General features: G+C 36.7%; 27 protein-coding genes. 19 read left to right on the top strand and 8 right to left on the bottom strand.

Features of this window, described 5'->3' with window-relative positions:
• Positions 1-3: 3 nt before the first annotated feature.
• From ABJ974_RS03495 to ABJ974_RS03485, 3 genes are all read right to left on the bottom strand, one after another.
• On the bottom strand, positions 4-318 hold the full coding sequence (locus tag ABJ974_RS03495; protein ID WP_419870001.1) for an NIL domain-containing protein: 315 nt from the start codon (positions 316-318) through the stop codon (positions 4-6).
• A gap of 153 nt (positions 319-471) precedes the next feature.
• Positions 472-1125: a YiiX/YebB-like N1pC/P60 family cysteine hydrolase gene (locus ABJ974_RS03490; RefSeq protein ID WP_419870000.1), complete on the bottom strand. Its 654-nt coding sequence runs from the start codon at positions 1123-1125 to the stop codon at positions 472-474.
• On the bottom strand, positions 1103-1558 hold the full coding sequence (locus ABJ974_RS03485; RefSeq protein WP_419869999.1) for a DUF1801 domain-containing protein: 456 nt from the start codon (positions 1556-1558) through the stop codon (positions 1103-1105). Before ABJ974_RS03485 ends, ABJ974_RS03490 begins: the two co-directional genes overlap by 23 nt.
• Before the next feature lie 112 nt (positions 1559-1670).
• On the opposite strand from ABJ974_RS03485, the gene ABJ974_RS03480 reads away from it, so the two are divergent.
• The 11 genes from ABJ974_RS03480 to ABJ974_RS03430 all read left to right on the top strand — a co-directional run bounded on the left by ABJ974_RS03480 (position 1671) and on the right by ABJ974_RS03430 (position 9627).
• Entirely contained in the window at positions 1671-2876 is a 1206-nt protein-coding gene (locus ABJ974_RS03480; RefSeq protein ID WP_419869998.1) for a pyridoxal phosphate-dependent aminotransferase, read from the top strand.
• 10 nt (positions 2877-2886) lie between these two features.
• The gene (locus tag ABJ974_RS03475; RefSeq protein WP_419869997.1) at positions 2887-3366 is read left to right on the top strand and encodes a hypothetical protein; all 480 of its coding nucleotides are present in this window, start codon (positions 2887-2889) and stop codon (positions 3364-3366) included.
• A 3-nt stretch (positions 3367-3369) separates the two neighbouring features.
• Positions 3370-4377, top strand: coding sequence for a UDP-N-acetylmuramate dehydrogenase (gene murB, locus ABJ974_RS03470; RefSeq protein WP_419869996.1), 1008 nt, complete (start codon positions 3370-3372; stop codon positions 4375-4377).
• A gap of 75 nt (positions 4378-4452) precedes the next feature.
• Positions 4453-5256 (top strand): pyrroline-5-carboxylate reductase, encoded by an 804-nt coding sequence (gene proC / locus ABJ974_RS03465; protein WP_419869995.1) that lies wholly within the window; start codon positions 4453-4455, stop codon positions 5254-5256.
• Between the two features lie 126 nt (positions 5257-5382).
• Positions 5383-5694 carry a winged helix-turn-helix transcriptional regulator gene (locus tag ABJ974_RS03460; RefSeq protein ID WP_419869994.1) on the top strand — a complete coding sequence of 104 codons (312 nt, stop codon included), beginning with the start codon at positions 5383-5385 and terminating at the stop codon, positions 5692-5694.
• An 86-nt stretch (positions 5695-5780) separates the two neighbouring features.
• Positions 5781-7418 carry an apolipoprotein N-acyltransferase gene (lnt, locus tag ABJ974_RS03455; protein WP_419869993.1) on the top strand — a complete coding sequence of 546 codons (1638 nt, stop codon included), beginning with the start codon at positions 5781-5783 and terminating at the stop codon, positions 7416-7418.
• 123 nt (positions 7419-7541) lie between these two features.
• Positions 7542-7778 carry a 50S ribosomal protein L28 gene (gene rpmB, locus ABJ974_RS03450; RefSeq protein ID WP_419869992.1) on the top strand — a complete coding sequence of 79 codons (237 nt, stop codon included), beginning with the start codon at positions 7542-7544 and terminating at the stop codon, positions 7776-7778.
• A gap of 10 nt (positions 7779-7788) precedes the next feature.
• Entirely contained in the window at positions 7789-7971 is a 183-nt protein-coding gene (gene rpmG, locus ABJ974_RS03445; RefSeq protein WP_053327078.1) for a 50S ribosomal protein L33, read from the top strand.
• Positions 7972-7992: 21 nt separating this feature from the next.
• On the top strand, positions 7993-8145 hold the full coding sequence (locus ABJ974_RS03440) for a DUF4295 domain-containing protein (protein WP_002976755.1): 153 nt from the start codon (positions 7993-7995) through the stop codon (positions 8143-8145).
• 218 nt (positions 8146-8363) lie between these two features.
• Positions 8364-9317 (top strand): signal recognition particle-docking protein FtsY, encoded by a 954-nt coding sequence (gene ftsY, locus ABJ974_RS03435; protein ID WP_419869991.1) that lies wholly within the window; start codon positions 8364-8366, stop codon positions 9315-9317.
• 55 nt (positions 9318-9372) lie between these two features.
• The gene (locus ABJ974_RS03430; RefSeq protein WP_419869990.1) at positions 9373-9627 is read left to right on the top strand and encodes a GlsB/YeaQ/YmgE family stress response membrane protein; all 255 of its coding nucleotides are present in this window, start codon (positions 9373-9375) and stop codon (positions 9625-9627) included.
• 69 nt (positions 9628-9696) lie between these two features.
• Here the strand turns inward: ABJ974_RS03430 and sppA are convergent, their stop codons facing one another.
• Complete coding sequence (gene sppA / locus ABJ974_RS03425; protein WP_419869989.1) at positions 9697-11457, bottom strand: signal peptide peptidase SppA; 1761 nt, start codon at positions 11455-11457, stop codon at positions 9697-9699.
• Positions 11458-11477: 20 nt separating this feature from the next.
• Here sppA and folK point away from each other — a divergent pair, with 20 nt between their 5' ends.
• The 5 genes from folK (at position 11478) to fmt (ending at position 17556) form a co-directional block, all read left to right on the top strand.
• The gene (gene folK, locus ABJ974_RS03420; RefSeq protein ID WP_419869988.1) at positions 11478-11894 is read left to right on the top strand and encodes a 2-amino-4-hydroxy-6-hydroxymethyldihydropteridine diphosphokinase; all 417 of its coding nucleotides are present in this window, start codon (positions 11478-11480) and stop codon (positions 11892-11894) included.
• 23 nt (positions 11895-11917) lie between these two features.
• Complete coding sequence (locus ABJ974_RS03415) at positions 11918-13024, top strand: OmpA family protein (protein WP_419869987.1); 1107 nt, start codon at positions 11918-11920, stop codon at positions 13022-13024.
• Between the two features lie 95 nt (positions 13025-13119).
• Positions 13120-14568: an OmpA family protein gene (locus ABJ974_RS03410; protein ID WP_419869986.1), complete on the top strand. Its 1449-nt coding sequence runs from the start codon at positions 13120-13122 to the stop codon at positions 14566-14568.
• Between the two features lie 81 nt (positions 14569-14649).
• A complete protein-coding gene (locus ABJ974_RS03405) occupies positions 14650-16551 on the top strand; it encodes a RecQ family ATP-dependent DNA helicase (protein WP_419869985.1) in 1902 nt (633 codons plus the stop codon).
• Between the two features lie 57 nt (positions 16552-16608).
• The gene (gene fmt, locus ABJ974_RS03400) at positions 16609-17556 is read left to right on the top strand and encodes a methionyl-tRNA formyltransferase (protein ID WP_419869984.1); all 948 of its coding nucleotides are present in this window, start codon (positions 16609-16611) and stop codon (positions 17554-17556) included.
• Between the two features lie 22 nt (positions 17557-17578).
• On the opposite strand, the gene ribB is transcribed toward fmt, so the two are convergent.
• The 3 genes from ribB to ABJ974_RS03385 all read right to left on the bottom strand — a co-directional run bounded on the left by ribB (position 17579) and on the right by ABJ974_RS03385 (position 22016).
• On the bottom strand, positions 17579-18700 hold the full coding sequence (ribB, locus tag ABJ974_RS03395) for a 3,4-dihydroxy-2-butanone-4-phosphate synthase (RefSeq protein ID WP_419869983.1): 1122 nt from the start codon (positions 18698-18700) through the stop codon (positions 17579-17581).
• Between the two features lie 65 nt (positions 18701-18765).
• Positions 18766-19773 (bottom strand): LLM class flavin-dependent oxidoreductase, encoded by a 1008-nt coding sequence (locus tag ABJ974_RS03390; protein WP_419869982.1) that lies wholly within the window; start codon positions 19771-19773, stop codon positions 18766-18768.
• A 116-nt stretch (positions 19774-19889) separates the two neighbouring features.
• Positions 19890-22016: a helix-turn-helix domain-containing protein gene (locus ABJ974_RS03385; RefSeq protein ID WP_419869981.1), complete on the bottom strand. Its 2127-nt coding sequence runs from the start codon at positions 22014-22016 to the stop codon at positions 19890-19892.
• Between the two features lie 71 nt (positions 22017-22087).
• Here ABJ974_RS03385 and ABJ974_RS03380 point away from each other — a divergent pair, with 71 nt between their 5' ends.
• Positions 22088-22534, top strand: a complete 447-nt coding sequence (locus tag ABJ974_RS03380; protein WP_419869980.1) for a hypothetical protein — start codon at positions 22088-22090, stop codon at positions 22532-22534.
• A 76-nt stretch (positions 22535-22610) separates the two neighbouring features.
• On the opposite strand, the gene ABJ974_RS03375 is transcribed toward ABJ974_RS03380, so the two are convergent.
• Positions 22611-23126 (bottom strand): gamma carbonic anhydrase family protein, encoded by a 516-nt coding sequence (locus ABJ974_RS03375; protein ID WP_419869979.1) that lies wholly within the window; start codon positions 23124-23126, stop codon positions 22611-22613.
• Positions 23127-23355: 229 nt separating this feature from the next.
• Between ABJ974_RS03375 and ABJ974_RS03370 the strand changes: the two genes are divergently transcribed.
• Both ABJ974_RS03370 and hemH read left to right on the top strand, forming a co-directional pair.
• Positions 23356-24234 (top strand): NifU family protein, encoded by an 879-nt coding sequence (locus ABJ974_RS03370; protein ID WP_419869978.1) that lies wholly within the window; start codon positions 23356-23358, stop codon positions 24232-24234.
• A 49-nt stretch (positions 24235-24283) separates the two neighbouring features.
• Positions 24284-25318, top strand: a complete 1035-nt coding sequence (hemH, locus tag ABJ974_RS03365) for a ferrochelatase (protein ID WP_419869977.1) — start codon at positions 24284-24286, stop codon at positions 25316-25318.
• Positions 25319-25330: the final 12 nt, after the last annotated feature.

Genomic DNA, 25330 nt, shown 5'->3' with positions numbered 1-25330 from the left:
TCCCTATAAATATTTTCTGCAGACATATTCTACAGTAGTATTTAAAAGTTTATTTTTATTCAGGTAGAACTCAAGCTGCTGATAATCTTCTGAATTTACATTAATATATAACTGAACTGATCCGAAGCTTCTCCCCTCCACATATTCCACATTCGCGGATAACACCCTGTGACAAATCCCGAACTGATTATAAATAGCATTCATCAAATGTTCAAATTTCATTTTACCATTCAACTCTATTTCCAGTATCAATTCTTTTTTAGGCAGGTGAAGTTTTTTTTCAAGAACCTGTAAATTAGGATTAGGTGTTATCATCATACAATATTTTGGTTAAACAATATTGATTTTCCGATTGGCGATCTTCAAATCTTTGACAAAAATATAAAAAAATATTAGTCTACCAAATTAGTAGACTACTATTTTTAAATTTTAATAAAAAAAAGAGAAATGATATCATTTCTCTTCAAATTTTTAAAGTTGCTTTATTTTTTTAAGTTTATCGGATCCTGCCAGGCCATTAGGGTTACAGCCAGGTTCACCTTCGGGTACTTCAAGGTTTTTGTCTTTATAAAATTTTACCCAGAAATCATTCAACTTTCCTGTTTCCGGATTCATGAAAGTCATGGGTTCAAGCTTAAATATATGATCAGCACGAAAAGCTCTTTCTACAAAATCTGAACAGTAATAAGAATTTTCATTAAGTATATAATCAAAGTTATAGGGCTTACCAAGCATAGTTTCAGCTTTATTTATTGCTGAAGGAACAGCAGATCTATATTCTTTTTTTAAACGATAGACTATAATTCTCTGTCCTTCTTCCGAATGTTGAGCGATAAATTCCTGAAAGGGCTGTTTCTGAGAACCTCCTTTTGGTGCTGCATGCAAAACAAAATACGCTCCCTTATCCTTTTCCAGAATTCCTATATGATCAAATGAAATATTCTTTTCTTTTTGGGTTACATTATTAATGGCTCCGGATAAGCCGGAACTTTTAGCCGTAACGAAAAGTAAATCTCCATTTTTCAAACCATAAGACGGAGAAGAGGCTCTACATCCCGCAAGTAAGCCAATAATGCAAAAAGCAAATATTTTAAATAAATATCTATTTTCTAAAATTCTCTTCATAGCACTTTATCCAATCTTCAGGAGTCATTTTTTTACTGACCTCGGCCAGGAGTTCAAAAGGGATATCATCCATTTTTTTAAAACGTACACAGGATTTACCCATATCCAGCTTTCTTTTTGAGTGTTTGGGATATTCCGAAACAAACCATTCCAAAAGTTCAGGTTTAGCATACATTCCCATATGATACAAGGCTATAAAGTTTTTCTGGGAAGCAATATTGATGAAAGGCAAAGGGGATCCGGGTGAACAGTGATAGCCATTGGGATAGGTTTCCAAAGGCACTGCCCAGCCAACCATCCCGTAACTTACATTACCTGTAAACCCTTCAGGAAGGTTTTCATTAATGGTAGTGAACAGTTTCCTGAATGCTTCATGTCTTTCTTCAGGAATTTTAGAAATATAATCTTCTATGGATTCTGCTTGGATTTGCATGTATTAGTTTTTAATTTTCAAAATAACAAAATTTATAATTATCTTAATTAAAATCCAGAATTTTATTATTGAGAAATTAAATCTTATTTTTGTGAAACAAATTTTTTGAACAATGCCGAATATTTCAAACAGAGCTGAACACATGCCGCCGTCACCGGTGAGAAAACTGGTTCCATTCGCTATTAAAGCTAAACAAAAAGGAATAAAAGTTTATCACCTTAATATCGGACAACCTGATATTGAAACTCCAGAAACTGCCCTGAATGCTTTAAAGAATATAGACCTAAAAGTATTAGAATATGCACTTTCTGAAGGAAATATAGAATACAGAAAAGCCTTAACCGATTATTATCATACTTTAGGCTTTACAGATTTAACTCCTGATAACTTTATCGTTACCAATGGAGGTTCTGAGGCATTAAACTTTGCGATTTCCACATTATGTGATGAAGGAGACGAAGTTATCATTCCGGAACCTTACTATGCCAATTACAATGGTTTCACAAGCACCTTTAATGTGAATGTTGTGGCAGTTCCTTCCACTATCGATACAGGATTTGCCCTTCCTTCCATTGAAGAATTCGAGAAAAAAATTACTGAAAAAACCAGGGCTATCATCATCTGTAACCCGGGAAATCCTACGGGATATTTATACACCCGTGAAGAACTTCAACAATTAGCGGATATTGCTTTAAAGTATGATATCGTGATTATTTCGGATGAAGTATACAGAGAATATGTTTATGACGGAAAACAGCAGGTTTCCATGTTTGCTTTCCCTGAACTGAGTGAAAACTGTATCGTTATCGATTCCGAGTCCAAGCGTTATTCCATGTGTGGAGTGAGAATCGGATGCATGATTACCCGTTCTAAAAAAATTCACGATGCTGCTATGTTATTTGCCCAGGCCAGATTAAGTCCGGTTCTTTTGGGACAGATAGCTGCAACGGCAGCCCACCAGAATGACGGAGCTTATATCCGATCTGTAAGGGAAGAATATACCCACAGAAGAAACGTCCTGGTTGACCTGCTAAATGCTATTCCCGGAGTAATATGCCCTAAGCCAAGGGGTGCTTTCTACTGCGTTGCCGAATTACCGGTAGATGACACGGAAAAGTTCGCTCAATGGCTGCTGGAAAAATATTCAAACCACAATGAAACTATTATGGTAGCTCCTGCAGGAGGATTCTACAGCGATCCCGAACTGGGTAAAAAACAAGTAAGAATTGCCTACGTCTTAAAAGAAGAAGACCTTAAAAGAAGTGTAGCTATTCTTGAAGATGCTCTGGAAAAATATAAACTGGAATTCCATATTTAAAATAATACGAATGTCAGCAATAAAAAATACTTCCTGGAAAATACTCTTTTCAACATTTTTATTGCTGATATTTTTTTCCTGCTCTTCTAAAGAAGAAAAGAATACGGATCAGCTTCATGAAGAAATTGATTATATTGTACTATCCTATGTAGGAGGTCAATCAGGAAGCTACAAAATCATAAAAATTAAAAAAGACTCCCTTTATCTGGAAAAAGGTTCTGCTGCTAATCATACGCACAGGGAACAAAGAGTCGCCATCAATAATATGTTGTGGAAAAAAATTGTTTCACCTCTGGATATAGAGAATTTAGACCTTATTGAAAGTTCTCCCAGCATACAGTCCGTAGATGGAATTGATGAAACATTCCAGATTAAAACAACAAAAAAATCCCATGTTTATGTAAATGCTTATAATGACACCGTTCATTACAAACGTCTGCAAAATATGAAAAACGAACTTGAAAAGATTCTTCCTAAAGAATACAGATAACCCATGCAAGAAAATTTTTCTCTAAAAAACTTCAATACTTTTGGCGTTGAAGCCAAGGCCAAACAATTCACTGAAATCTGCAGTGTTGAAGAACTTATACAGCTGCTCTCAAAAACCGTCTCCCAACCTTTACTTTTTTTAGGAGGAGGGAGCAATATTCTTCTCACCCAGGACTTTGATGGAATTGCCGTTAAGCTTAACCTGAAAGGGATCTCTGAAAAGAAATCAGATGAAAATCATATTCTGGTGACAGCCCAGGCGGGAGAAAACTGGCATGAGTTCGTTATGTATTGTCTGGAAAAAAATTACGGTGGACTGGAAAACCTCTCTCTGATTCCCGGAAATGTAGGAACCTCTCCAATGCAAAATATCGGAGCCTACGGAGTGGAGATAAAAGATGTTTTTCACAGCTGTAAAGTTTTAAATAGAGAAACCTTAAAAATTGAAGAATTTAATCTGGACCAATGCAGATTCGGATATAGAGATTCGATATTCAAGCAGGAAGGAAAAGGAAAATATATTATCCTTGAAGTCACTTTTAAGCTTACCCTTAAAAATCATACGATAAAAACCGAATATGGTGCTATTCAATCTCAATTAGAACAATCCGGCATTAAAAATCCAACAATTAGGGATATTTCCAATGCGGTGATCCATATTCGAAAAAGTAAGCTGCCTGATCCTAAAGAGACAGGAAATGCCGGAAGCTTTTTTAAAAATCCGACTATTCCTTCAGCTCAGTTTGAAGATTTAAAGCTTCGATTTCCGGATATTCAGGGATATCCAAACGGTAATATGGTAAAAGTTCCCGCAGGTTGGCTTATTGAACAATGTGGATGGAAAGGAAAGCAAATAGGAAATGTAGCCTCTCATGCTCTACAATCTTTAGTAATCATCAATGCGACAGGAAATGCGACAGGAAAGGAAATATTCGATTTTTCTACTGAGATCATCAAATCTGTTAAGGAAAAATTTGGTATTGAACTGGAAAGAGAGGTGAATATTATCTAAAAATTATATTTAAAAAGCAATTGTGTTACTACAATTGCTTTTTTTATTTAAATTCAAGGTAAAAAAAAATACAATATGAAAATAGCCATTCTAGGAGCCGGCAACATGGGCTTATCCTTTTCAAAATCATTTTTGAAATACGATCTTATAAAGCCGGAGAATCTACATCTCATCACCAGAAATCCCGAGAAGCTATCCCGGATTTCTGAAGCTTTTCCTTCTTCTCAAATTTCATTATTTGAAGATGTAAGAGAATTAAGCGCTGACCTTATTATTTTGGCTGTAAAACCCCAGGACTTTCAATCGGTTGCCCACAATTTTAAATTCTCCTTACAGGAAGGACAAATGATCCTTTCCATCATGGCAGGAATTACCATTGAAAAAATACAGAAAGCACTCAATCACCAGCTTGTTGTAAGGGCAATGCCGAACTCTCCCACCCTTTTAGGAATGGGAATTACCGGTTATACCTCCGCAGAAGGAATTCCCTTTGGGAAACTCATTAATATCGAAAGATTACTGAATAGTACGGGAAGATCCGTTTATCTTGAAAATGAAGAACTTTTGGATGGAGTCACAGCATTATCAGGAAGCGGACCCGCTTATTTCTATTATATTGTAGACGCCATGATCCAGGCGGGAATAGAAATGGGAATTGAAGAAAATCTTTCAAAGCTTTTTGTGAAGCAGACCATGCTGGGTGCCTATCATCTTATTAATAATTCAGAAAAAAATCTGGGAGAATTAATTCAGGATGTAGCATCAAAAGGAGGAACAACAGAAGCCGCATTACAAACTTTTAAAGAAAATAACTTTACAGAAATCCTGAAGAAAGGTATTTTAAATGCTGAAAAACGAGCCCGGGAACTCAATGGTTAATATTCATGAATTGTGGTAAAAATATTTTAACATAAAAATTTAAATTTATATATCTCACGTATGTGATTTTTAAGATTCTAAATACTATTTTTGCAGCAATAATCATAAATAAACTAATCAATGATCATGAAAGCCAGAAGAAAGGGAAATCCCGGTATTCCGCATGCGGTACCGCATTTCTTTAATACCGTTGGAGGCAGGTGGAAAATTTCCATCATCTATTCCATCAGTAAAGACATCAACCATTTCAATATCTTACTCAAGGCAATACCCGCCATCACTAAGCAGGTGTTAGTCTATCAGCTCAGAGAGCTCGAAGAAGATAAAATTATAAAGAAAATCATACTTCCTGAAACTCCGGAAAAGGTATTCTTCCAACTCACGGAGCAGGGTAAAGACCTCTTACCTGTCATCATGATGATGCAGCATTGGGATTAAAAGGAAAAACTCAAAATCAGATATAATCATTGTTTGATTTTGAGTTTCTTTTTACAAGTCCTATTTTTGTTCTATATAATATTTCCATGAAATACATTTTACTTACACTCATCTCTGCGATGTTACTTTCCGTATCATGGCCTACCTACGGTGTTCCGTTCTTTATATTTTTTGCTCTTGTTCCTCTCCTGATGATGGAACATGATATTTCCAAATTTTCAGCAATAAAAAGAAAAAGCTGGGCTGTTTTCGGACTTTCCTACATCTGCTTTGTGATCTGGAATGTAGTGACTACAGGCTGGTTATACGGCTCCAAAAACCCCGATGGAAGTCATTCCCTCATGGCTGTACTCTTTCCGGTTTTAGTAAATTCTTTACTTTACTCCTTAGCATTCCAGCTGTATCACTGGTATAAAAATGCACAGGGAACATATTGGGGATTAGCTTTCTTAATTGCCCTCTGGATGAGCTTCGAAAAGTTTCATATGGCCTGGGAACTGACATGGCCGTGGCTTAACCTCGGAAACGTATTCTCAGAATATCCAAAACTGATTCAATGGTATGATACCTTAGGAGCTACGGGCGGAAGCTTCTGGATCTTAATAGTAAATGTATTCATCTTCTACTCTTTGAGAGTATGGGAGGCAGGAAGGAAAAGAAAAGAATTAATAATAAACCTATCCGTCATAGCAGGATTAATTATCCTTCCTATGATTATTTCCATCTTTAAATACAATAGTTTCAAAGAAAAACCTATTGGGCAGATCAATGTACTGATGCTTCAGCCGGACCTGGATCCCTATGCGGAAAAATATGCCAAAGACAGCATTACCATTCTGAATGATCTTTTAAATCTTGCTGAACAAAACTCAAAAGGACAGATCGATTATTATATTGCTCCGGAAACTTCTCTACCCGGAAGAGGATCCATATCCGAAACAGGATTTGAAAAAAGCCTGCTTTTGAATAACATTAAAGGTTTCCTTTCAAAACATCCGGGATCAGTTTTCAACACAGGGATTTCTTCACACAGGTATTACTTCAGTGATGTTGACCTTCCTAAAGAGGCCTATCAGGTTAATCAGGGAGTATGGGTAGAAAGCTTTAATGCGGCCGTTCAGATTGTCCCTGATAAAAAGGTGGAAGTTTATCATAAAGGAAAATTAGTACCGGGCGTTGAGATCTTTCCTTATATGAGCGTTCTTAAACCCTTGCTGGGCAATGCCATGCTCAACCTGGGAGGAACGGTAGCTTCTCTGGGAACGGATAAAGAAAGAGTCGCTTTCTCCAATCCCTACAATAAAGGAAAAATTGCTCCGATTATATGCTATGAAAGTATTTACGGTGAATTTGTAACAGATTATGTAAAAAAAGGGGCTAACTTTTTGGCGATAATGACGAATGACTCATGGTGGGGAGTAACCGAAGGACACAAGCAGTTATTATCCTATGCCAGATTAAGAGCCATAGAAACCCGGAGAGAAATCGCCCGTTCTGCAAACAGTGGAATATCAGCCCACATCAATGCAAAGGGGGAAATTGAAGCCGATACACTGTATGGTGACCAAACAGCTTTATTTGCAAAAGTCAACCTCTATGACCAGCAGTCTTTTTATACAAGAACAGGAGATCTGCTTTCAAGAATATCGGTTTTTGCACTGGGTTTTCTCGTTTTTTATTTTGTAATAAAACGGGTACAGAGCAAAATGGGAAGTAGAAAATAAAGCGATAAGAGGCAAAAAATAATCCAACGAATTAGAAAATAATTTAGAAAAACATTTGTCTATCTAAAAAATTCTTCGTTATTTTGCACTCTCAAATATTATACAAATAAAGAACATCGAGATATGTCAAGAATTTGCCAAATAACAGGAAAGCGTGCAATGGTTGGTAACAACGTTTCTCACGCTAATAACAAAACGAAGCGTCGTTTTGAAATTAACTTATTGGAGAAGAAGTTTTACCTTCCGGAGCAAGAAAAGCATGTAACGTTAAAAGTTTCTGCTCATGGATTGAGAGTAATTAACAAGATTGGAATTGAAGAGGCTATTGAAAGAGCAACAAGAAACGGATTTATTAAATAATTAAGAAATCATGGCAAAAAAAGGAAACAGAGTTCAAGTGATTCTTGAATGTACAGAACATAAAGAAAGCGGAATGCCGGGAATGTCAAGATACATTTCTACAAAAAATAAAAAGAACACCACAGAAAGATTGGAATTAAAAAAGTACAATCCTGTTCTTAAAAAATATACCGTTCATAAAGAAATCAAGTAATTTATAAAAATATAATTTACCATGGCAAAAAAAGTAGTAGCAACCCTACAAAGTGGTCAGTCAAAAAAAATGACTAAAGTTGTGAAAATGGTGAAGTCATCTAAATCAGGGGCTTACGTTTTCGAAGAAAAAGTAATGAATGCAGACGAAGTAGACGGTTATTTGAAAAAATAATCCTTACTTTATTTACAATATAAAAACTACTCAGCTTTTGGGTAGTTTTTTTGTTATCTTTGCTTATCTGGTGAATTGTGGTGGCATTTAAGGGCTTTAAAACTAAAATCCAATACTACCGATTAAATTCAGATAGGCTGGCAGCCGTTATTTTGTTTGAATTATTCAAACATATTTAATGAGCCCTGCAATTATTACGAACAAATAAGAACTGAACTATGAGTTGGTTTAAAAATATTTTTAAAAAAGAAGAAAAGGAAACCCTAGATAAAGGACTCGAAAAATCCAGCCAGGGATTCTTTGAAAAAATGACGAAAGCCGTAGTCGGCAAAAGCAAAGTAGATGATGAAGTGCTGGATGATCTTGAAGAAGTTCTGATTGCTTCGGATGTAGGAGCCTCTACTACCATTAAAATCATAGAAAGGATCGAAGAACGGGTAGCCCGTGATAAATATATAAATATTAGTGAGCTGGACGGAATCCTTAGAGAGGAAATATCCGGTTTATTATTAGAAAATCCACATGCCGGTACAGGAAATATAGATACGTCCAAAAAGCCTTATGTAATTATGGTAGTGGGAGTAAATGGTGTGGGAAAAACTACTACCATTGGAAAACTTGCACATCAATTTAAGTCCGAAGGTAAAAAGGTGGTATTAGGAGCTGCTGACACCTTCAGAGCGGCGGCTGTAGATCAGCTTACGATCTGGAGTGAAAGAGTGGGCGTTCCCATTGTCAAACAAAATATGGGCTCCGACCCTGCATCCGTAGCATTTGACACCGTACAGAGTGCCGTAGCCCAGGAAGCGGATGTTGTCATTATAGATACTGCCGGAAGGCTTCATAATAAAGTTAATTTAATGAATGAGCTTTCCAAGATCAAAAGAGTCATGCAAAAGGTTATTCCTGACGCTCCCCACGAAATCCTTTTAGTATTAGACGGCTCCACCGGGCAAAACGCTTTTGAGCAGGCCAAACAGTTTACAGCAGCCACCGAAGTAAACGCTCTGGCTGTTACCAAACTGGACGGAACTGCGAAAGGAGGAGTAGTCATTGGAATATCCGATCAGTTCCAGATTCCCGTAAAGTATATAGGAGTTGGGGAGAAAATGCAGGATTTGCAATTATTTAATGGTACAGAATTTGTTGATTCATTTTTCAAGAAAAGATGATTTATCTCATCTCTTCCCATATTTCAACCAATACTAACATTAAAATTTTTAAACTATGGGGATTATTACTTGGATCATATTTGGTCTTATCGCAGGTGCAATTGCAAAAATGATTATGCCGGGAACACAAGGAGGTGGCTGGCTAATGACAATTATCCTAGGAATCGTAGGAGCCTTTGTAGGAGGCTTTATCGGGAGTGCCATCGGATGGGGAACAGTAGAAAGCTTTGATTTCAGAAGCATGCTGCTGGCAGTAGGAGGTGCTTTGGTAGTACTCTGGATATATGGTATGGCAACCAAGAAAGGCTAACTTAAATAGTTAACAAAATAAAAACGGTATCTGAAAATATTCAGATACCGTTCTTTTTGACAATATAATTTAGTTAATTTTTACTTGATAAGGCATTTCCATTTTAACTTCAGATTTAAGCTTTTTATCTGTGATCTGTTGTAAAATTTCATAATTCGCCTTGCCTATTTTATTTTTAATGATCCTTGCAGAAATATCATCTTCATTAAGGTCTTTAAATATCTGCTCAAAAGGTGACATCCTTTTAGGATAAGAATTTACTTTATAAGAATCAGATTTAAGTCCTGCTTTTTGGGCTGCAAATTTCACCGCATCATTAAGAGTTCCCAGCTCATCCACCAAACCTAACTGCTTGGCTCTTGTTCCGCTCCATACTCTACCACCTCCCACACTATCAATCTGCTCAAAAGTCTGTTTTCTGTTTTGGGTAACGAAATGGACAAATCTTTTATAAACGCCTTCCACACTTCTTGTGATCTGGGCAACTCCATAAGGAGTAACACCATTCAAACTTGAATAATAAGCTGAATTAGCATTGGTGGCAACAATATCTGAACGCACCCCATTTTTGTTGGCAATATCTTTAAAGTAAGGAATCACCCCAAAAACTCCAATGGATCCCGTAAGTGTATTTGGTTCAGAATAAATCTTATCAGCAGCCATTGCAATATAATATCCACCGGAAGCAGCATAATCACCAAATGACACTACCAAAGGTTTTTTCTTTTTAAGCTTTTGCAGTTCAAACAGGATTTCATCAGATGCATTGGCACTTCCTCCCGGAGAGTTGATCCTGAAGACCACTGCTTTTACTTTATCATCATCCTGTAAGTCCTTGATATATTCTACATATTTCTCAGAATAAATATCATTATACCCTTCCCCGCCATATATGGATCCGGAAGCGTATAAAATAGCTACCCTATCTCCGGATTTATTTTCATCGGTAAATGAGCTGATGTATTTCCCCAGCGAGATCTTATTGAGCTTATCACTTTCTTTAGCATTTAATTTGGTTTTAATTAAATCATCATATTCACTTTTCTGAATAAGTTTATCAGCAAGCTTATATTTCAGACTCTGTTCAGGAATCATTCCGTATAAGCTGTCCACAATAGTTCTGAACTGAAGGGTATCAATTTTTCTTGAAACAGCCATCCGTGTAGAAGTACTCTTCCAAATATCATTTAATAATGTACTTAGCTGCTCTTTATTTTCCGGTGAAATATCATTTCTTAAAAATGGCTCTACCGCTGATTTGAATTTACCATGACGGATTACTTCAATCCCTATCCCATATTTTTCAGCAAATTCCTTAAAGAAAGTAACCTCAGTAGAAAGCCCTTTTAACTCAATAGAACCGGCAGGATTTAAAAAATACTGATCGGCAACTGTTCCCAGATAATAAGCGGATTGCGATACGGTATTTCCATATGCATATACAAACTTTCCGCTTTTCTTAAAATCTTCAATAGCATTTCTCAGATCATCAATCTGGGTAACACCGGCATTCAGATCATCTGCTTCGATGCTTATACCTTTTATATTATCATCCGTTTTAGCTTTATTAATAGCTTCTAATGCTTCATAAATCAGAACATTTCCCGTCTGACTTTTAATATTGAAAACATTGGTTTGCTCTTCTGTAGGGCTGTCCAGTATATTAGTTTTTAAATTAATCGTTAAAACCGAATTTTTTTTCACCACTACCGATTTCTCACTTCCCATAGAACTAAACATAAGAACTATAACGAAAAAGAAGAAAAATGCAGCAAATAGTATAATAATAGCAACTATATTTGCTAAAACATTTTTTAGAAAACTTTTCATAAATCATTCATTTGCTAGATATGTCGCAACATCAGGCCATTTTGTTACTGGGAAGTAACATCGGAGATAAAAAAAAGAATCTGGAAACCGCCCTTGAAAAAATTAGTGCCGGAGGTAATATAATATTAAAAAACAGCGAATTTTTAATATCACAACCTGTAGAATTTGTTAGTTCCAATATTTTTTGTAATATTGCAACAATAATATCAACGGGGCTTTCACCAATTCAACTGCTTGATTATGTTAAAAGTATTGAAATTGCAATGGGCAGAATTAGTGATTCCAAGGTATCTGGCGGCTATACGGACCGGATAATTGACATTGATATTGTGAAATACGATGATTTGATTTTTAAATCGGAGAAATTGGAAATCCCTCATCAAAAACATCTTTTTGAGAGAGAATTTTCAAAAAAGTTAATAAAAAAATTTATTTAAGAACAAAACATAAAACATATTGTATGAAATTAGGTTTATTATTATTGGCCGCTTTGCCTATTGCTACTTATGCTCAGGACAGTATTACCGTTAATTCAAACGAATACCCTAATACTTTTTCCTCAGGTTCAGCCAATGTCCAACCTTTCGACAACAAGGCTAGAAGATTTAACGACTGGTCAATATCAGTTGGTGGTGGTGCTGCGTTTATGGTACACTCAGACCTTAGATCAATTTATGACAAAAAGGTTAATTGGGGGTACAATGCTTATGTAAGTTTAGATAAGCAAATTTCTCACGTATTTGGATTAAGCTTGGCTTACCAAAGAGGGGAAACTAAACAGAAAGCACAACTAGATGGAGAAGCAGGGTTACTTGCTGGTGTAGGAACTGCTACTACAAAGTATGATCAGATTGCTTTATTGGGAGACATCAACTTTTCTAATTTATTCAGAAGAGTAGATAACCATTCTCCTTACAGATGGGCATTCCACGGTTATGCTGGTATCGGGTTCCAGGGATACAAAACATCTCTTCATGATGACAATGAGTTCAGATGGAGTGAGAATCCTAAAAGAGTACCTTTATTCATCAAAAAAGATCTTGACATCAATTCACTATTCTACCAATTCGGAATTGGACTGAAGTACAAAGTTTCCAAGCTTATCGACATTGAAGCTAGAACAATGTACATCATTAGTGGTGACGACGAGTTCGATGGTGGTGGATGGGCAGGTCCTCAAGACTACGATCCTAATTCCAAAGTTTCTAAGTACAACATGATCGACGATTCAAGATCAGACAACATGTGGACTGTAAACCTTGGAGTATCGTTCAAATTAGGAAAAAACCAATCACATCTGGCATGGCATGATCCATTGCAGGAAACTTACTACAGAATGAGTGTTGTAGAAAATTCTACATCTGATCTTGTAGTTTGTGAAAAAGGAGACAATGACAACGACGGGGTTTGCGACGACTGGGATAGAGAGCTAAACACTCCTGCAGGAGCAAGAGTGGACGGTGCCGGAGTTGCGTTAGACATGGATCTTGACGGAGTTATTGACTTATATGACAAATGTGTTACTGTTCCCGGACCTGCATCTAACAATGGATGTCCTGTAAAATAACAGTAATAGTGTCAGAAATAAAATAAACTAAAGCAAAACTTTCGTTGCTTTAAAAGGAAAATAAATCATTTAATTAACTAAATAAAAAATACACTATGAAATTAAGTTTAGCAATTGTCGCATTAGCGTTGGCTATACCTACAGCTAGTTATGCACAAGACTCAACGGCAGTTTCAAATGGAGAATATCCTAATACATTTTCTTCGGGTTCTGCCAATGTATCCCCTTTCACCAATAGTTCTAAAAGATTCAACGATTGGTCGATCTCAATAGGGGCAGGTACACCGCTAATTCAGTCAGCTGATTTAACATCTATAAAGAACGGTAACGGTAAAAACCTTTTCGGTTACTCTGCATACATCAGTATTGATAAAGCAATTACTCATGCATTTGGGTTAAAATTGCAATATGACAGAGGAGAAACAAGACAAGGATGGTTCAATACCAAAGATGCTGTTCCTACAAACGTATCAGCTTCTGAGCAAGTGGCAGGTAGAACTCAATATGATGCGATTTCATTATTGGGAGACGTTAACTTCTCTAACCTATTCAGAAGAGTTGACAACCATTCTACTTACAGATGGGCTCTTCACGGATATGCAGGTGTTGGTACACTAGCATACAGAGCTTATCAGAAAAACCTTGCTGGACAAAGCTTAGTAACTGAAGTAAAACCTTTCAAACTAGGTTCTTTATTCGGTCAGGCTGGTGCCGGGGTTAAATTCAAAGTTAACAAGAGAATTGACATCGAAGGTAGAGTAATGTATGTAATCACAGGTGATGATTCATTCGATGGTGGTGGTGAACAATATAGCGCTATCAACCAACGTGAAGAAAACACTTCTGATAACTTCGTAAATGCTACTTTAGGTATTTCCCTAAAATTAGGAAAACACGAATCTCACCTTATGTGGCATGACCCATTACAGGAGATCTATTATAAGCTAGATGTATTGGCTAACAAAAACCAAGATATCGAAGTTTGTAAAAAAGGAGATGCTGATAATGATGGAGTTTGCGACGATTGGGACAGACAACTTGATACTCCTGCAGGAGCAAGAGTTGACGGTGCTGGTGTAGCTCTAGACACAGACCTTGACGGTGTAATCGACCTTTACGACAAATGTGTTACTGTACCTGGACCAGTTGAAAACAACGGATGTCCTACTGTAACTCCTGGAATTGTAAAAGAAGATGAAAGAACTTTAGAAGGAATTGAATTCGATTTCGATTCTGACAGAATCTTACCTTCTAACACACCTATCTTGAATAATGCTGTTAATTACATCAATACTTCAAATGGTTCTTACAATGTAATCGGAGCTACTGACGCAAAAGGTACTGAAGTTTACAACCAAAAACTATCTGAAAGAAGAGCTAATAGTGTTAAAAATTATCTAATCAAAAATGGTGTAGATTCTTCTAAACTTAACGCTGTTGGAAAAGGTAAAAAAGACCTTAAATATCCTGAATGTGATCCTACTTCAAAATGTCCTGAATGGAAAAACAGAGCAAATAGAAGAGTATACTTCGAAGCGAAATAATAAACTTATTATTGATATATTTTTAAAGTCACGCGATAGCGTGGCTTTTTTTGTTATGATACTTTTCCTTATTTTTACCCCATGATTTCTTCACAAGACTTTCAACAGCTCAAATACAATACCCTGAAACATTTCTGGGGCTATACAGCATTTAGAGATACTCAGGAGGAAATTATCAATTCAATCATCACAGAGAAGGATACTTTAGTACTATTACCCACAGGAGCCGGTAAATCTTTATGCTACCAGCTTCCGGCCCTTCTTAAAGAAGGAACCTGCCTCGTCATTTCACCATTATTGGCTCTTATGAAGGATCAGGTCAATCAATTAAAATTTAGGGGAATCGAAGCTGAATATCTATCTTCAGAACTGGATGAGTATGATGCGGAAACTATTTATAACCGGTGTAAAGACGGATTAACAAAAATTCTATATATTTCTCCGGAAAGATTAACCAATACTCAATTTTTACAAAATATTGAAGAAATTCAGCTGTCATTCATTGCCGTGGATGAAGCCCACTGTATTTCCGAATGGGGACAGGATTTCCGCCCAAGTTATCAAAATATAAAAGGATTCAGAAAAAATCATCCCGGGATTGCCTGTCTGGCATTAACCGCAACAGCGACTCCCAAAGTCCTTGAAGAAATAAAATCAAAACTGGAGCTCAACAATCCTCAAGTATTTCAGAAAAGCTTCAAAAGAGAAAATATTAAAATCTTCACGGAAGAAGTTACTGATAAATTCCAGCGCGTTCTTGATATTTTGAAATATAATGACAGTTCAGGTATTATATATGTCCGCACCAGGAAAGAATCCGAACTGCTAACAGAATTTTTAAAGAAAAACCAGTTAACCAACGTAGATTTTTTCCATGCAGGACTTACTACAAAAGAAAAAAACAGTAAGCAAAACCATTGGAATAACAGCAATAATCATGTGCTGATTTCTACCAATGCTTTTGGAATGGGTATTGACAAAGATAATGTACGATTCGTAATTCATTATTCCCCTTCCCCTTCTTTAGAAAATTATTATCAGGAAATAGGAAGAGCCGGAAGGGATGGAAAAGAAAGTTTTGCTTTTTTACTCTGGAACAAACAGGAAATTTCCAACTTCGATCAGATATTAAAAAATCAGATTCCCAATAAATCAGAGTTTCAAAGAATTATCAGCTACCTCTACTCTATATTTCAGGTGGCTGAATATGAAATGCCTGAAAAGATATTTCAATTAAATACTGCGGGTATTCAAAACTTTACCAGATTATCATTGGCCAAAATCAATAATGTCCTCAGCTTTCTCCATAACCAGGAGATCATATTTTATAATCTCAATAAAAGCCTTTCTTCCCTGGAGCTTCTTATAAAACCGGATGAAATAGACCAATTACCTCAAAAAGATGCTTATTTCATCGAATTACTTTTCCGAAGTATTTCGGGTATTTCCACCCATAAAGTGATGTTCAGCGAGCAGGCATTGAGCCATAAAATGAATGCAGGAATACCTTTGATTAAAGAAAGATTAAAGGAAATGCAGCAAAAAAATTATCTTGAATATATAGACGGTGCTCTGAGCAGCATTAAATTTCTAAAACCCCGTGACGAAAGAGCTATTAACGGAGCCTACTGGAAGCTTTTTGAACATATTCAAAAGAATAAAATCCAAAAGTGGGAAGAAATGAAATTCTATATCGAGAATAATGACTACTGCAAGATGAAGCTCATTCTATCCTACTTTGGTGAAACCAATTCTAAAAACTGCGGGCAATGTTCGGTATGTGAGAGAAATAAACAAACCATTTTCGGAAAAAATATTTCTTCCCAGATCATAGGCTTATTAAGCCAGAAACCTCAGACCATTGAAGAACTTTCCATACAGCTGAGCTTCCATCCTAAAGAAAACATTTTAGAAAATCTTATCTTTCTTTTAGACAGCGGAAAAGTAAAGATGCTGAATTTTAGAACGTATACTCTGGCATAACTTGGTTTTCCTATACGGAGCACCCTTTAATTCTCAAAAGACCATTATCTTTGTACTATGAAATCATTAAAAGTTGTTTTTTTAGGAACTCCTGAATTTGCTAAAAATTCACTGGAAGCTATCTATCGGTCAAGTCACCAGGTAGTGGGCGTAGTTACTGTTGCGGACAAAGCGAGCGGACGCGGCCAGAAAATTCATCAGTCTCCGGTTAAAGAATTTGCCGTTGCCCATCAAATTCCTGTTTTTCAACCTGAGAAACTCAGAAACCCTGAATTTCTGGAAGAACTGAAAAGCCTTAATGCCGATATTTTTGTGGTTGTGGCCTTCAGAATGATGCCTAAAGTTCTTTTTGAAATGCCTGCCATGGGAACATTCAATCTCCACGCCTCTCTTCTTCCCGATTATAGGGGAGCTGCACCTATTAATTATGCTATTATCAACGGAGAAAAAAAATCAGGAGTAACTACTTTCTTTATTAATGAAAAAATTGATGAAGGAAATATTCTCCTCCAGAAAGAAATTGATATTTTACCTGATGAAAATGCTGGCAGCCTACATGACAGGCTTATGGAGCTAGGAGGAAAGCTGGTGGTAGAAACATTAGACAGGCTGGCGGAAGGCAGTATTGAGGAAAAACCTCAACCACAGGTAGAAAATCCTAAAAACGCTTATAAAATATTTAAAGAAGATACCCGCATCAACTGGGATTTGCCTTTAAAAACTATTCATCAGTTCATTTTAGGAATGTCTCCATATCCGTCTGCTTTTACTACTTTAAAAATAGGAGAAGGAGAAAAAGGATTAAAAATCTTCGGGGGCCGCTATGAAATTTCCAATCATGGGCAGCCGGCAGGGACTCTGGATATTTCAAAGAATGTTTTCAAAATATACACCCGGGATGGCATTTATTATCCGCTGGAAATTCAGCTTGAAGGTAAGAAAAGAATGAATGTCAAAGATTTTCTGAATGGCTTTAAAAATTTTGACGAAATAAAAATGGCTTGATTTCTCAAGCCATTTTTTTATTTTATAGTTGTACCATTTCGGTTACTTCTACATCATATCCTCCAATCTGAGGTTTCACATCCGGATTTTGAGTAATCACTTTGAATTTCTCAACTCCTAAATTTTTCAGAATTTGGGTACCTATACCGTAATCCCTGTAATTATAAGCTAACGTAGGCCTTTGTTCCTGCCCATCCTGATAATCTAAAAACTGTTGAAGCTTTCTCAGGGTATTCTCAGAGCTTGAAACATTATTAATGAAAATGATAACTCCTTTTCCTTCCTCATTGATCATATTGGTTACTTTTTCCAATAACGGCTTTTCCCCGTTATTCAGCCTTGTCAGTACATCAAAATAAGAGTCTGAGGACTGTACTCTCACTAATAGTGATTCTTCAGGATTCCATGTTCCTTTTACGAGCGCAAAATGGATCTGATCATTGGATGTTTCCCTGAAAGCATAGAAGTCAAAATCTCCGTAATATGTTTTTACTTTTCTTTCTTCAATTCTCTCAATAAGATTTCCTTTTTTAAGCTGATAGTGAATAAGGTCTTCAATAGAGACAATTTTCATATCATGCTTTTGCGCGAAGGCATGCAGTTCCGGCAAACGGGACATAGTTCCGTCTTCATTCATGATCTCACAGATCACACCGCCTTCTTTAAGACCTGCCAAATGGGTAAGATCTATCGCAGCTTCCGTATGCCCGGCTCTTTTTAAAACACCTCCTTTTTTAGCACGAAGCGGGAAAATATGTCCCGGTCTCATAAAATCTGTCGGTTTGGACTTCTCATCCATTAAAGCTAAAATAGTTTTCGCCCTGTCACCGGCAGAAATTCCGGTAGAAGTACCATTTCCCAATAGATCTACAGAAACCGTAAAAGCTGTTTCTTTAGGATCGCTGCTTCTGCTTACCATGACATCAAGTCCGAGTTCGTCACATCTTTTTTCCGGAAGGGGCATACAGATTAACCCTCTTCCATGATACGCCATAAAGTTGATAATTTCAGGAGTTGTAAGTTCGGCAGCACAAAGAAAATCTCCTTCGTTTTCTCTGTTTTCATCATCTACCACTATAATTATTTTACCATTTTTAAGGTCTTCGATAGCCTCTGGAATAGTATTTAATTTAATTTCAGACATGTTTTTACTTAAAATTTACACAAAGATACTTACAAAATAAGCATCAGCCAATTAATACAAAAAGTTTATTGCTTATCAGATAAAGACTTTGCTGCTTTACTAAGGATTTCGTAAGAGTCTAATCTTTTCTGATGATCGTAAATATGGGAATTAATCATTAATTCATCTACATTGAATTTTTCCTGAAAATTTTCAATCTGTTCCTCCACTTCCGATTGATTTCCTATGAAAGTATATCTTAATTTTTGCAAGACTCCGGCTTTTTCCATCGGGGACCAGATATCATCCATATCCTCCACCGGCGGAGAAAATGGTTTTCTGTCATTTCTCAGAATATTGATAAATGCCTGATATAATGTAGTGGAAAGCCAGTGTGCCTCTTCAGAAGTTTCGGCAGCCACTCCGTTTACACAAGCAATAATGTAAGGGGAAGACAGTTGTTTTGACGGCTGAAAATGTTCTCTGTAAATTTTAAATGCCATTTCCATCTGCTCAGGTGCAAAGTGTCCCGCAAAAGCATAAGGTAGCCCTAATTCGGCAGCCAGCCAAGCACTATCCGTGCTGGAACCTAATATATATAAAGGAATATCTAATCCTTCGCCCGGAATAGCCCGAACCAAAGCATCAGCATTCTCTTCTGAAAAATACGTCTGAAGCTCAAGGATCTGTCTCGGAAACTGTTCATTAATGATCATTGGATTTCTTCCCAACGCTTTGGCTGTTAAACCATCTGTACCGGGTGCTCTTCCCAATCCTAAATCTATCCGGCCGGGAAAAAGAGATTCGAGTGTTCCAAACTGCTCTGCAATCACCAATGAGCTGTGATTAGGAAGCATAATACCTCCTGAGCCTACGCGGATCGTTTTCGTTCCGTTGGCAATAAAACCTATTAAAACAGAAGTAGCGGAACTCGCTATACTGGCCATATTATGATGTTCTGCCAGCCAGAACCTTTTATATCCTAAACTTTCCGTATGATTGGCCAGGGATAAACTATCCTGAAAAGTATCATGAATACTTTTTCCCTGCTTTACGGGAGCAAGGTCCAAAACGGATATTTCGAAGTTTTTCATTTCTCTCTATTTTTATATAAACACTTAACAAATTTACGGCTTTAAATTAGCTTAGTCCGGATTTTTAAATTGATAAGTGTGATTAATAATCAGATGAAAAAACTATTGGATATCCTTTATTCTTCCCTATTTTTTTTGTAGTTGAAATGATTTAGTAAAATTCTTATTTCATTGAACTCAAAATCCGACGGCAATGCATTCTTCCATTCAGTAAGAGTAGTATGTGAGCTTTTGTTAAACTCTTCTTCAAAGGTCTTAATCTTATCAGAAGTGATGACCCTGGAAATATCCAGAAGTCCCTGTTCTGCAAACTTTGCCAGATGGCCAATCACTGTTTCTTTTACCAATCCTCTTTCCACAGCAATTTCAGCTATGGTCTTTCCTTCTTCAAACAGCTGGAAGGTAAGCACCTGAGAAGGAACTTTAGCAATCTTCAGGCTTACTTCTTTATTATTCTTATCATCCAGAAGCTTAGTTTCCAATAGATGGATTTCTTTCAGACTATTTAAATATTCTTCAATATCCTCGAGCCAGCTTTTAAATTCTTCGTTATACTGTTTAAGCCCTTTACTTCCTTTCACTTCTGCATAGAAGTCTTTTAGAGGGTTGAAGATCTTATCCCTTACTTCAACAAAGAAAAAATTAACGGCTCCTTTGCTTTTATTTTCTATTTCTGCCCATTCTTCTTTCTGATGGATAAACTGATTGATTTTCTGAAATAAAATTCTTTCCAGCTTTTCAAAAATTTTTCCAATCCGGATGATTTCATGTTTAAGCTGGAGATAGAGCTGATTGGTTTTAACATGATCAATACTCCGGGTAGAAATGGAAAGTTTGTTCCAGTTTTCCACCTCCTGCAACAGCCATAAGCTGTCCAGTGTTCTCAATACTTTCCGGATACTGTAATCATACTTTTCCTGATTGAGGATATTTTCCACATAATCATTGGCAATGGTATCGCCCTGGAATTTTAAAACACGGTTATCTTTAAAAATAACTTCCGGTGTAATTTTAGATTTTAAAACAATTCCTTCCAATGTCCGGCACCGGGATAAGGCAACATATACCTGCCCTGCAGTAAAGCTTTTTCCTGCATCTATAATGACTTTATCAAAAGTGAGTCCCTGGCTTTTATGAATAGTTACTGCCCAGGCCAATTTCACCGGAAACTGCTCAAAGCTACCCAATACTTCTTCCTTGATATTCTTATCAACATCCAAAAAGTATTTTTTCTGTTCCCAGACTTCTCTTTTCACTACAATCTCCCTTTCACTTCCTTCTAAAATTACTCTGATCTCATTTTCATCCAGAGAAGAAATTTCTCCCAGTTTGCCGTTAAAATACTTTTTGTCCGGAGAAATATCATTTCTGATAAACATGACCTGTGCTCCCACTTTCAGTTCAAGAAACTGCTCATTAGGAAACTGGTTCTCTTTAAATTCTCCAAAAAGTTTAGCTTCATAAACTGAAGGCGGAGATTGTATTTCTTTCAGTTTTTGCTGATTGATCTCGTCAGCCATTTTATTATGTGAGCATAAATAAACGTAGGCATCTCTTCCAGCTTCAAATTCCGGATCATATCGGGAATTGAGATTATCGAAATCAATATGTTCCACATCTCCGTCACGGATGGCATTTAATATTTTAAGAAACTCTTCGTCCGACTGCCTGTACACCTTGGTAAGCTCAATGGTCACCAGAGGTATTTCTTTAAGGGCATGGCTTTCAAAAAAGAAGGGAGACTGATAATATTGTTTAAGAATATGTTCATCTCTTACTACCGGCGGCAGCTGATAAAGGTCTCCGATAAAAAGCATCTGAACCCCTCCGAACCTCTGGTTATTTCTCCTGATAAATCTTAAAGAAAAATCCATCATATCCAGAACATCCGCCCGTAACATAGAAACCTCATCAATGATTAGAATTTCCAATTCCCTTAAAAGCTTGAGCTTATCCTTTCTGTATTTAAAATGAGGCATCAGGTCCGCAATATTCATGGCCTGACTTCCGTCAATACGTTCTGTAGTAGGGAGAAATGTTCTTAACGGCAGCCCGAACATCGAGTGGATGGTAACTCCTCCCGCATTAATGGCTGCAATTCCCGTAGGCGCAACTACTATGTGCTTCTTTCTCGTTCTTTTTACGAAATCATTCAGGAAAGTTGTCTTCCCTGTCCCTGCCTTTCCGGTAAGAAATACACTTCTGTTGGTATGTTCTATTAAATCAAAAAAATGATGGTTCATCGCCCCAAAATTACGGAAAAGGTTTTTGAAATTATAGTAACGGCATACATTTTGACTTTAAAAAAAAATCCATGAAAAAACATTTTATGAAGGCATTTGTTATGAGTCTATGTATGGCGTTGATATTAGTATCCTGCAGTGCTGCTAAAAACGCCAATACCAATCTACCAAAAGATATTTCGGAAAAGCCGATTGATGATGAAACCCAGAAATATGAACAAACTATCCTGGCCAATTTAAAAAGAGATATTGAAGCCGAAGCTTCTCAGGAAAAATGTACTGCCCCGGAAGAATGGACATTTGCACCCATGGGCTCCAAAGCGTGCGGAGGTCCGCAATTTTATATTGCCTATCCTAAAAAACTGGAGGCTACCCTCTTGCCGAAGATCGAGGAATACACAAAAAAAGAATCTGAATACAATAAGAGATATAACATTACCTCAGACTGTATGCTGGTTTCACCTCCGGAGAAGGTTACCTGCAACAGTTTGGGAAAACCCGAATTAATTATTCCCTAAATACATTAATTTTTTACACTAAGGAAAAAAAATAGTCTCACCCGGGGTGAGACTATTTTGATATTATTTTTTAATTTTATTCTTTATACCAGGAAGAATATTTCACATAATTATCTGCAATTCTGTTTACTTCCCCTTCCAGCAGCTGGGATGAAATATCTTTGATCTTCCTCGCCGGAACGCCTCCCCATACTTCCCCGGATTTTATATGAGTTCCCTGTGTAACGACAGATCCCGCCCCTACAATTGAGTTTTCCTCTATAAGGCAGTCATCCATTACAATAGATCCCATACCGATTAACACATTATCCTGAATCGTGCAGCCATGCACAATCGCACTATGTCCTATCGAAACATTATTTCCTATAGTCAACGGATATTTTTCATAAGTGCAATGCAGCATTGCATTATCCTGAACATTTACTTTATTTCCCATTTTAATGTAATGAACATCTCCCCTGATTACCGCATTATACCAAACACTGCATTCTTTTCCCATTACCACATTTCCGATAATGGTTGCTGTTTCGGCTAAAAAAGTGTTTTCACCGATCTGAGGGGTTATGCCTAAAAGTTCTTTTACAAGTGCCATATTTATTAGATTTATTAATGAAAGTTAAGAAAAATAACGGAGATATATTATGATAAATATTAGTAAAATAATCAGAGGAAAATAGTTACCGTTAAAAATGTGAGATAAAATATTCAATACCGCTTTATAAATTCAAATCAATTATCACTCTTATAGCAAAAATCTAACTTTCTCCTTCTTTACTCCCGTATCTAATCCGTATTTTTGTATTCTCAAATTTAACTAAAAAATGCGTACCATACTAATAGAGCCAACTGAAAACCCAAAAGTAATGAAGTTTGTAGCTGATTACAATCTTATTCCGGGATCATTAGAGTTGGACAGAAGTTCAGATATTTCAGAAATTCCGCTTGCACAGGAACTTTTCAACTATCCATTTGTAGAAAGAATATTCATCACAGCGAATTTTGTAGCGGTAGCTAAACAAGATACCGTAGAATGGGAGCATGTTTCAGAAAGCCTGAAAAATGTGATCGAAGATGAATTACTGGCTAATCCGCGAATTTATATTCAGAAAAGAAAAGAAATGTATCAGATCTATGCGGAAATGACACCCAATCCCAATGTAATGAAGTTTGTTTCCAATAAGCTGTTACTGGAAGGTTTTGTAGAAGTAAAATCCAGAGAGGAAGCGGATGAAGTTCCTTTAGCAAAAGCGATCTTTGATGAATTTGATTTTGCTCAGGAAGCTTTTATTTCGGATAATTTTGTGGCAGTGACCCGAGACAATTCCGTAGAATGGCATGAGGTAATGGTGGCAGTAAGAGCTTTTGTTGCAGAATATTTACAGAACGGCGGGGCCATCTCCAACCTTGAACCTCAGAAGCATGAAAGTCCTGTAGAAAAAATCATCAACAGAGATTATACCAATGATGAGCAGAAAATTTCAGATATACTTAATGAATATGTAGCTCCTGCGGTAGAAAATGACGGAGGAAAAATATCCTTAATGGAATATGACGAAAGTACCAAAACAGCAAAAATGCTTTTACAGGGTGCATGTTCCGGATGTCCAAGCTCCACGGCTACGCTAAAGAACGGAATTGAAAATATTTTAAAACAGTTCATTCCTGAGCTGGTAGAAAAAGTAGAAGCCGTAAACGGATAAATATCTGAGGAAACATAATAGAATTTTTTCATTATTAAATTAAACAATATTGGCTAAAAAAGGAATTTTACTCGTAAATCTGGGATCTCCAAGATCTACTGCAGTACAAGACGTTAAAGAATATCTGGATGAATTTTTAATGGATGAAAGGGTAATTGATTACCGATGGATATTCCGCGCATTACTGGTCCGTGGAATTATATTAAATACAAGACCTGCAAAATCTGCCGAAGCCTATAAAACGGTCTGGACAGATGAGGGTTCTCCTTTAATTGTAATTACGGAGAAAATTCAGAAAAAACTTCAAAAGGTAGTGGATGTACCCGTGGAAATCGGAATGAGATATGCTGAGCCCAGTATAGAAACAGGAATTCGTAAACTGGCAGAAAAAGGGATTGATGAGATTGTTCTTTTTCCTCTTTATCCTCAATATGCAATGAGTACCACGGAGACCGTTATTGAAAAAGCTGAAGAAGTACGAAAAAAGAATTTTCCTGATATTAAGATCAATTATATCCAGCCTTTCTACAATAGAGAAATTTACATCAATTGTTTGGCGGAAAGCATTAAGGAAAAGCTTCCCCAGGATTTTGACGCTTTACAGTTTTCTTACCATGGTGTACCGGAAAGACATATTTACAAAACAGACCCTTCCAACACCTGTAAAATTGATGAGGCTAGCTGTATCAACAGCCAGGTAGACACGCATAACGCCTATTGTTACAGACATCAATGCTATAAAACTACGGAGACTGTTATTGCCAGAATGGGACTTCCTAAAGAAAAAACCATTGTATCTTTTCAGTCGAGACTGGGAAAAGACAAATGGATTGAGCCTTATACCGATGCTACCCTGGAAAGCCTTCCTAAAAAAGGGGTGAAAAATCTCGCAATTGTTTGCCCTGCGTTCGTTTCGGATTGTCTGGAAACACTGGAAGAAATTTCCGTAGAAGGGAAAGAGCAGTTTTTACATGCTGGTGGAGTAAACTTCCATTACATTCCTTGTCTGAATGATGAAGACCGCTGGATTGAAGTTGTAAAAATATTGTGTGAGGAAAAGCTGAATGACTTTTATTTGGTGTAAGACTTCACTCAT

The organism is Chryseobacterium sp. CT-SW4, assembly GCF_048572715.1.
Lineage (GTDB): Bacteria > Bacteroidota > Bacteroidia > Flavobacteriales > Weeksellaceae > Chryseobacterium.
This window is presented reverse-complemented; position numbering and strand designations above follow the sequence as displayed.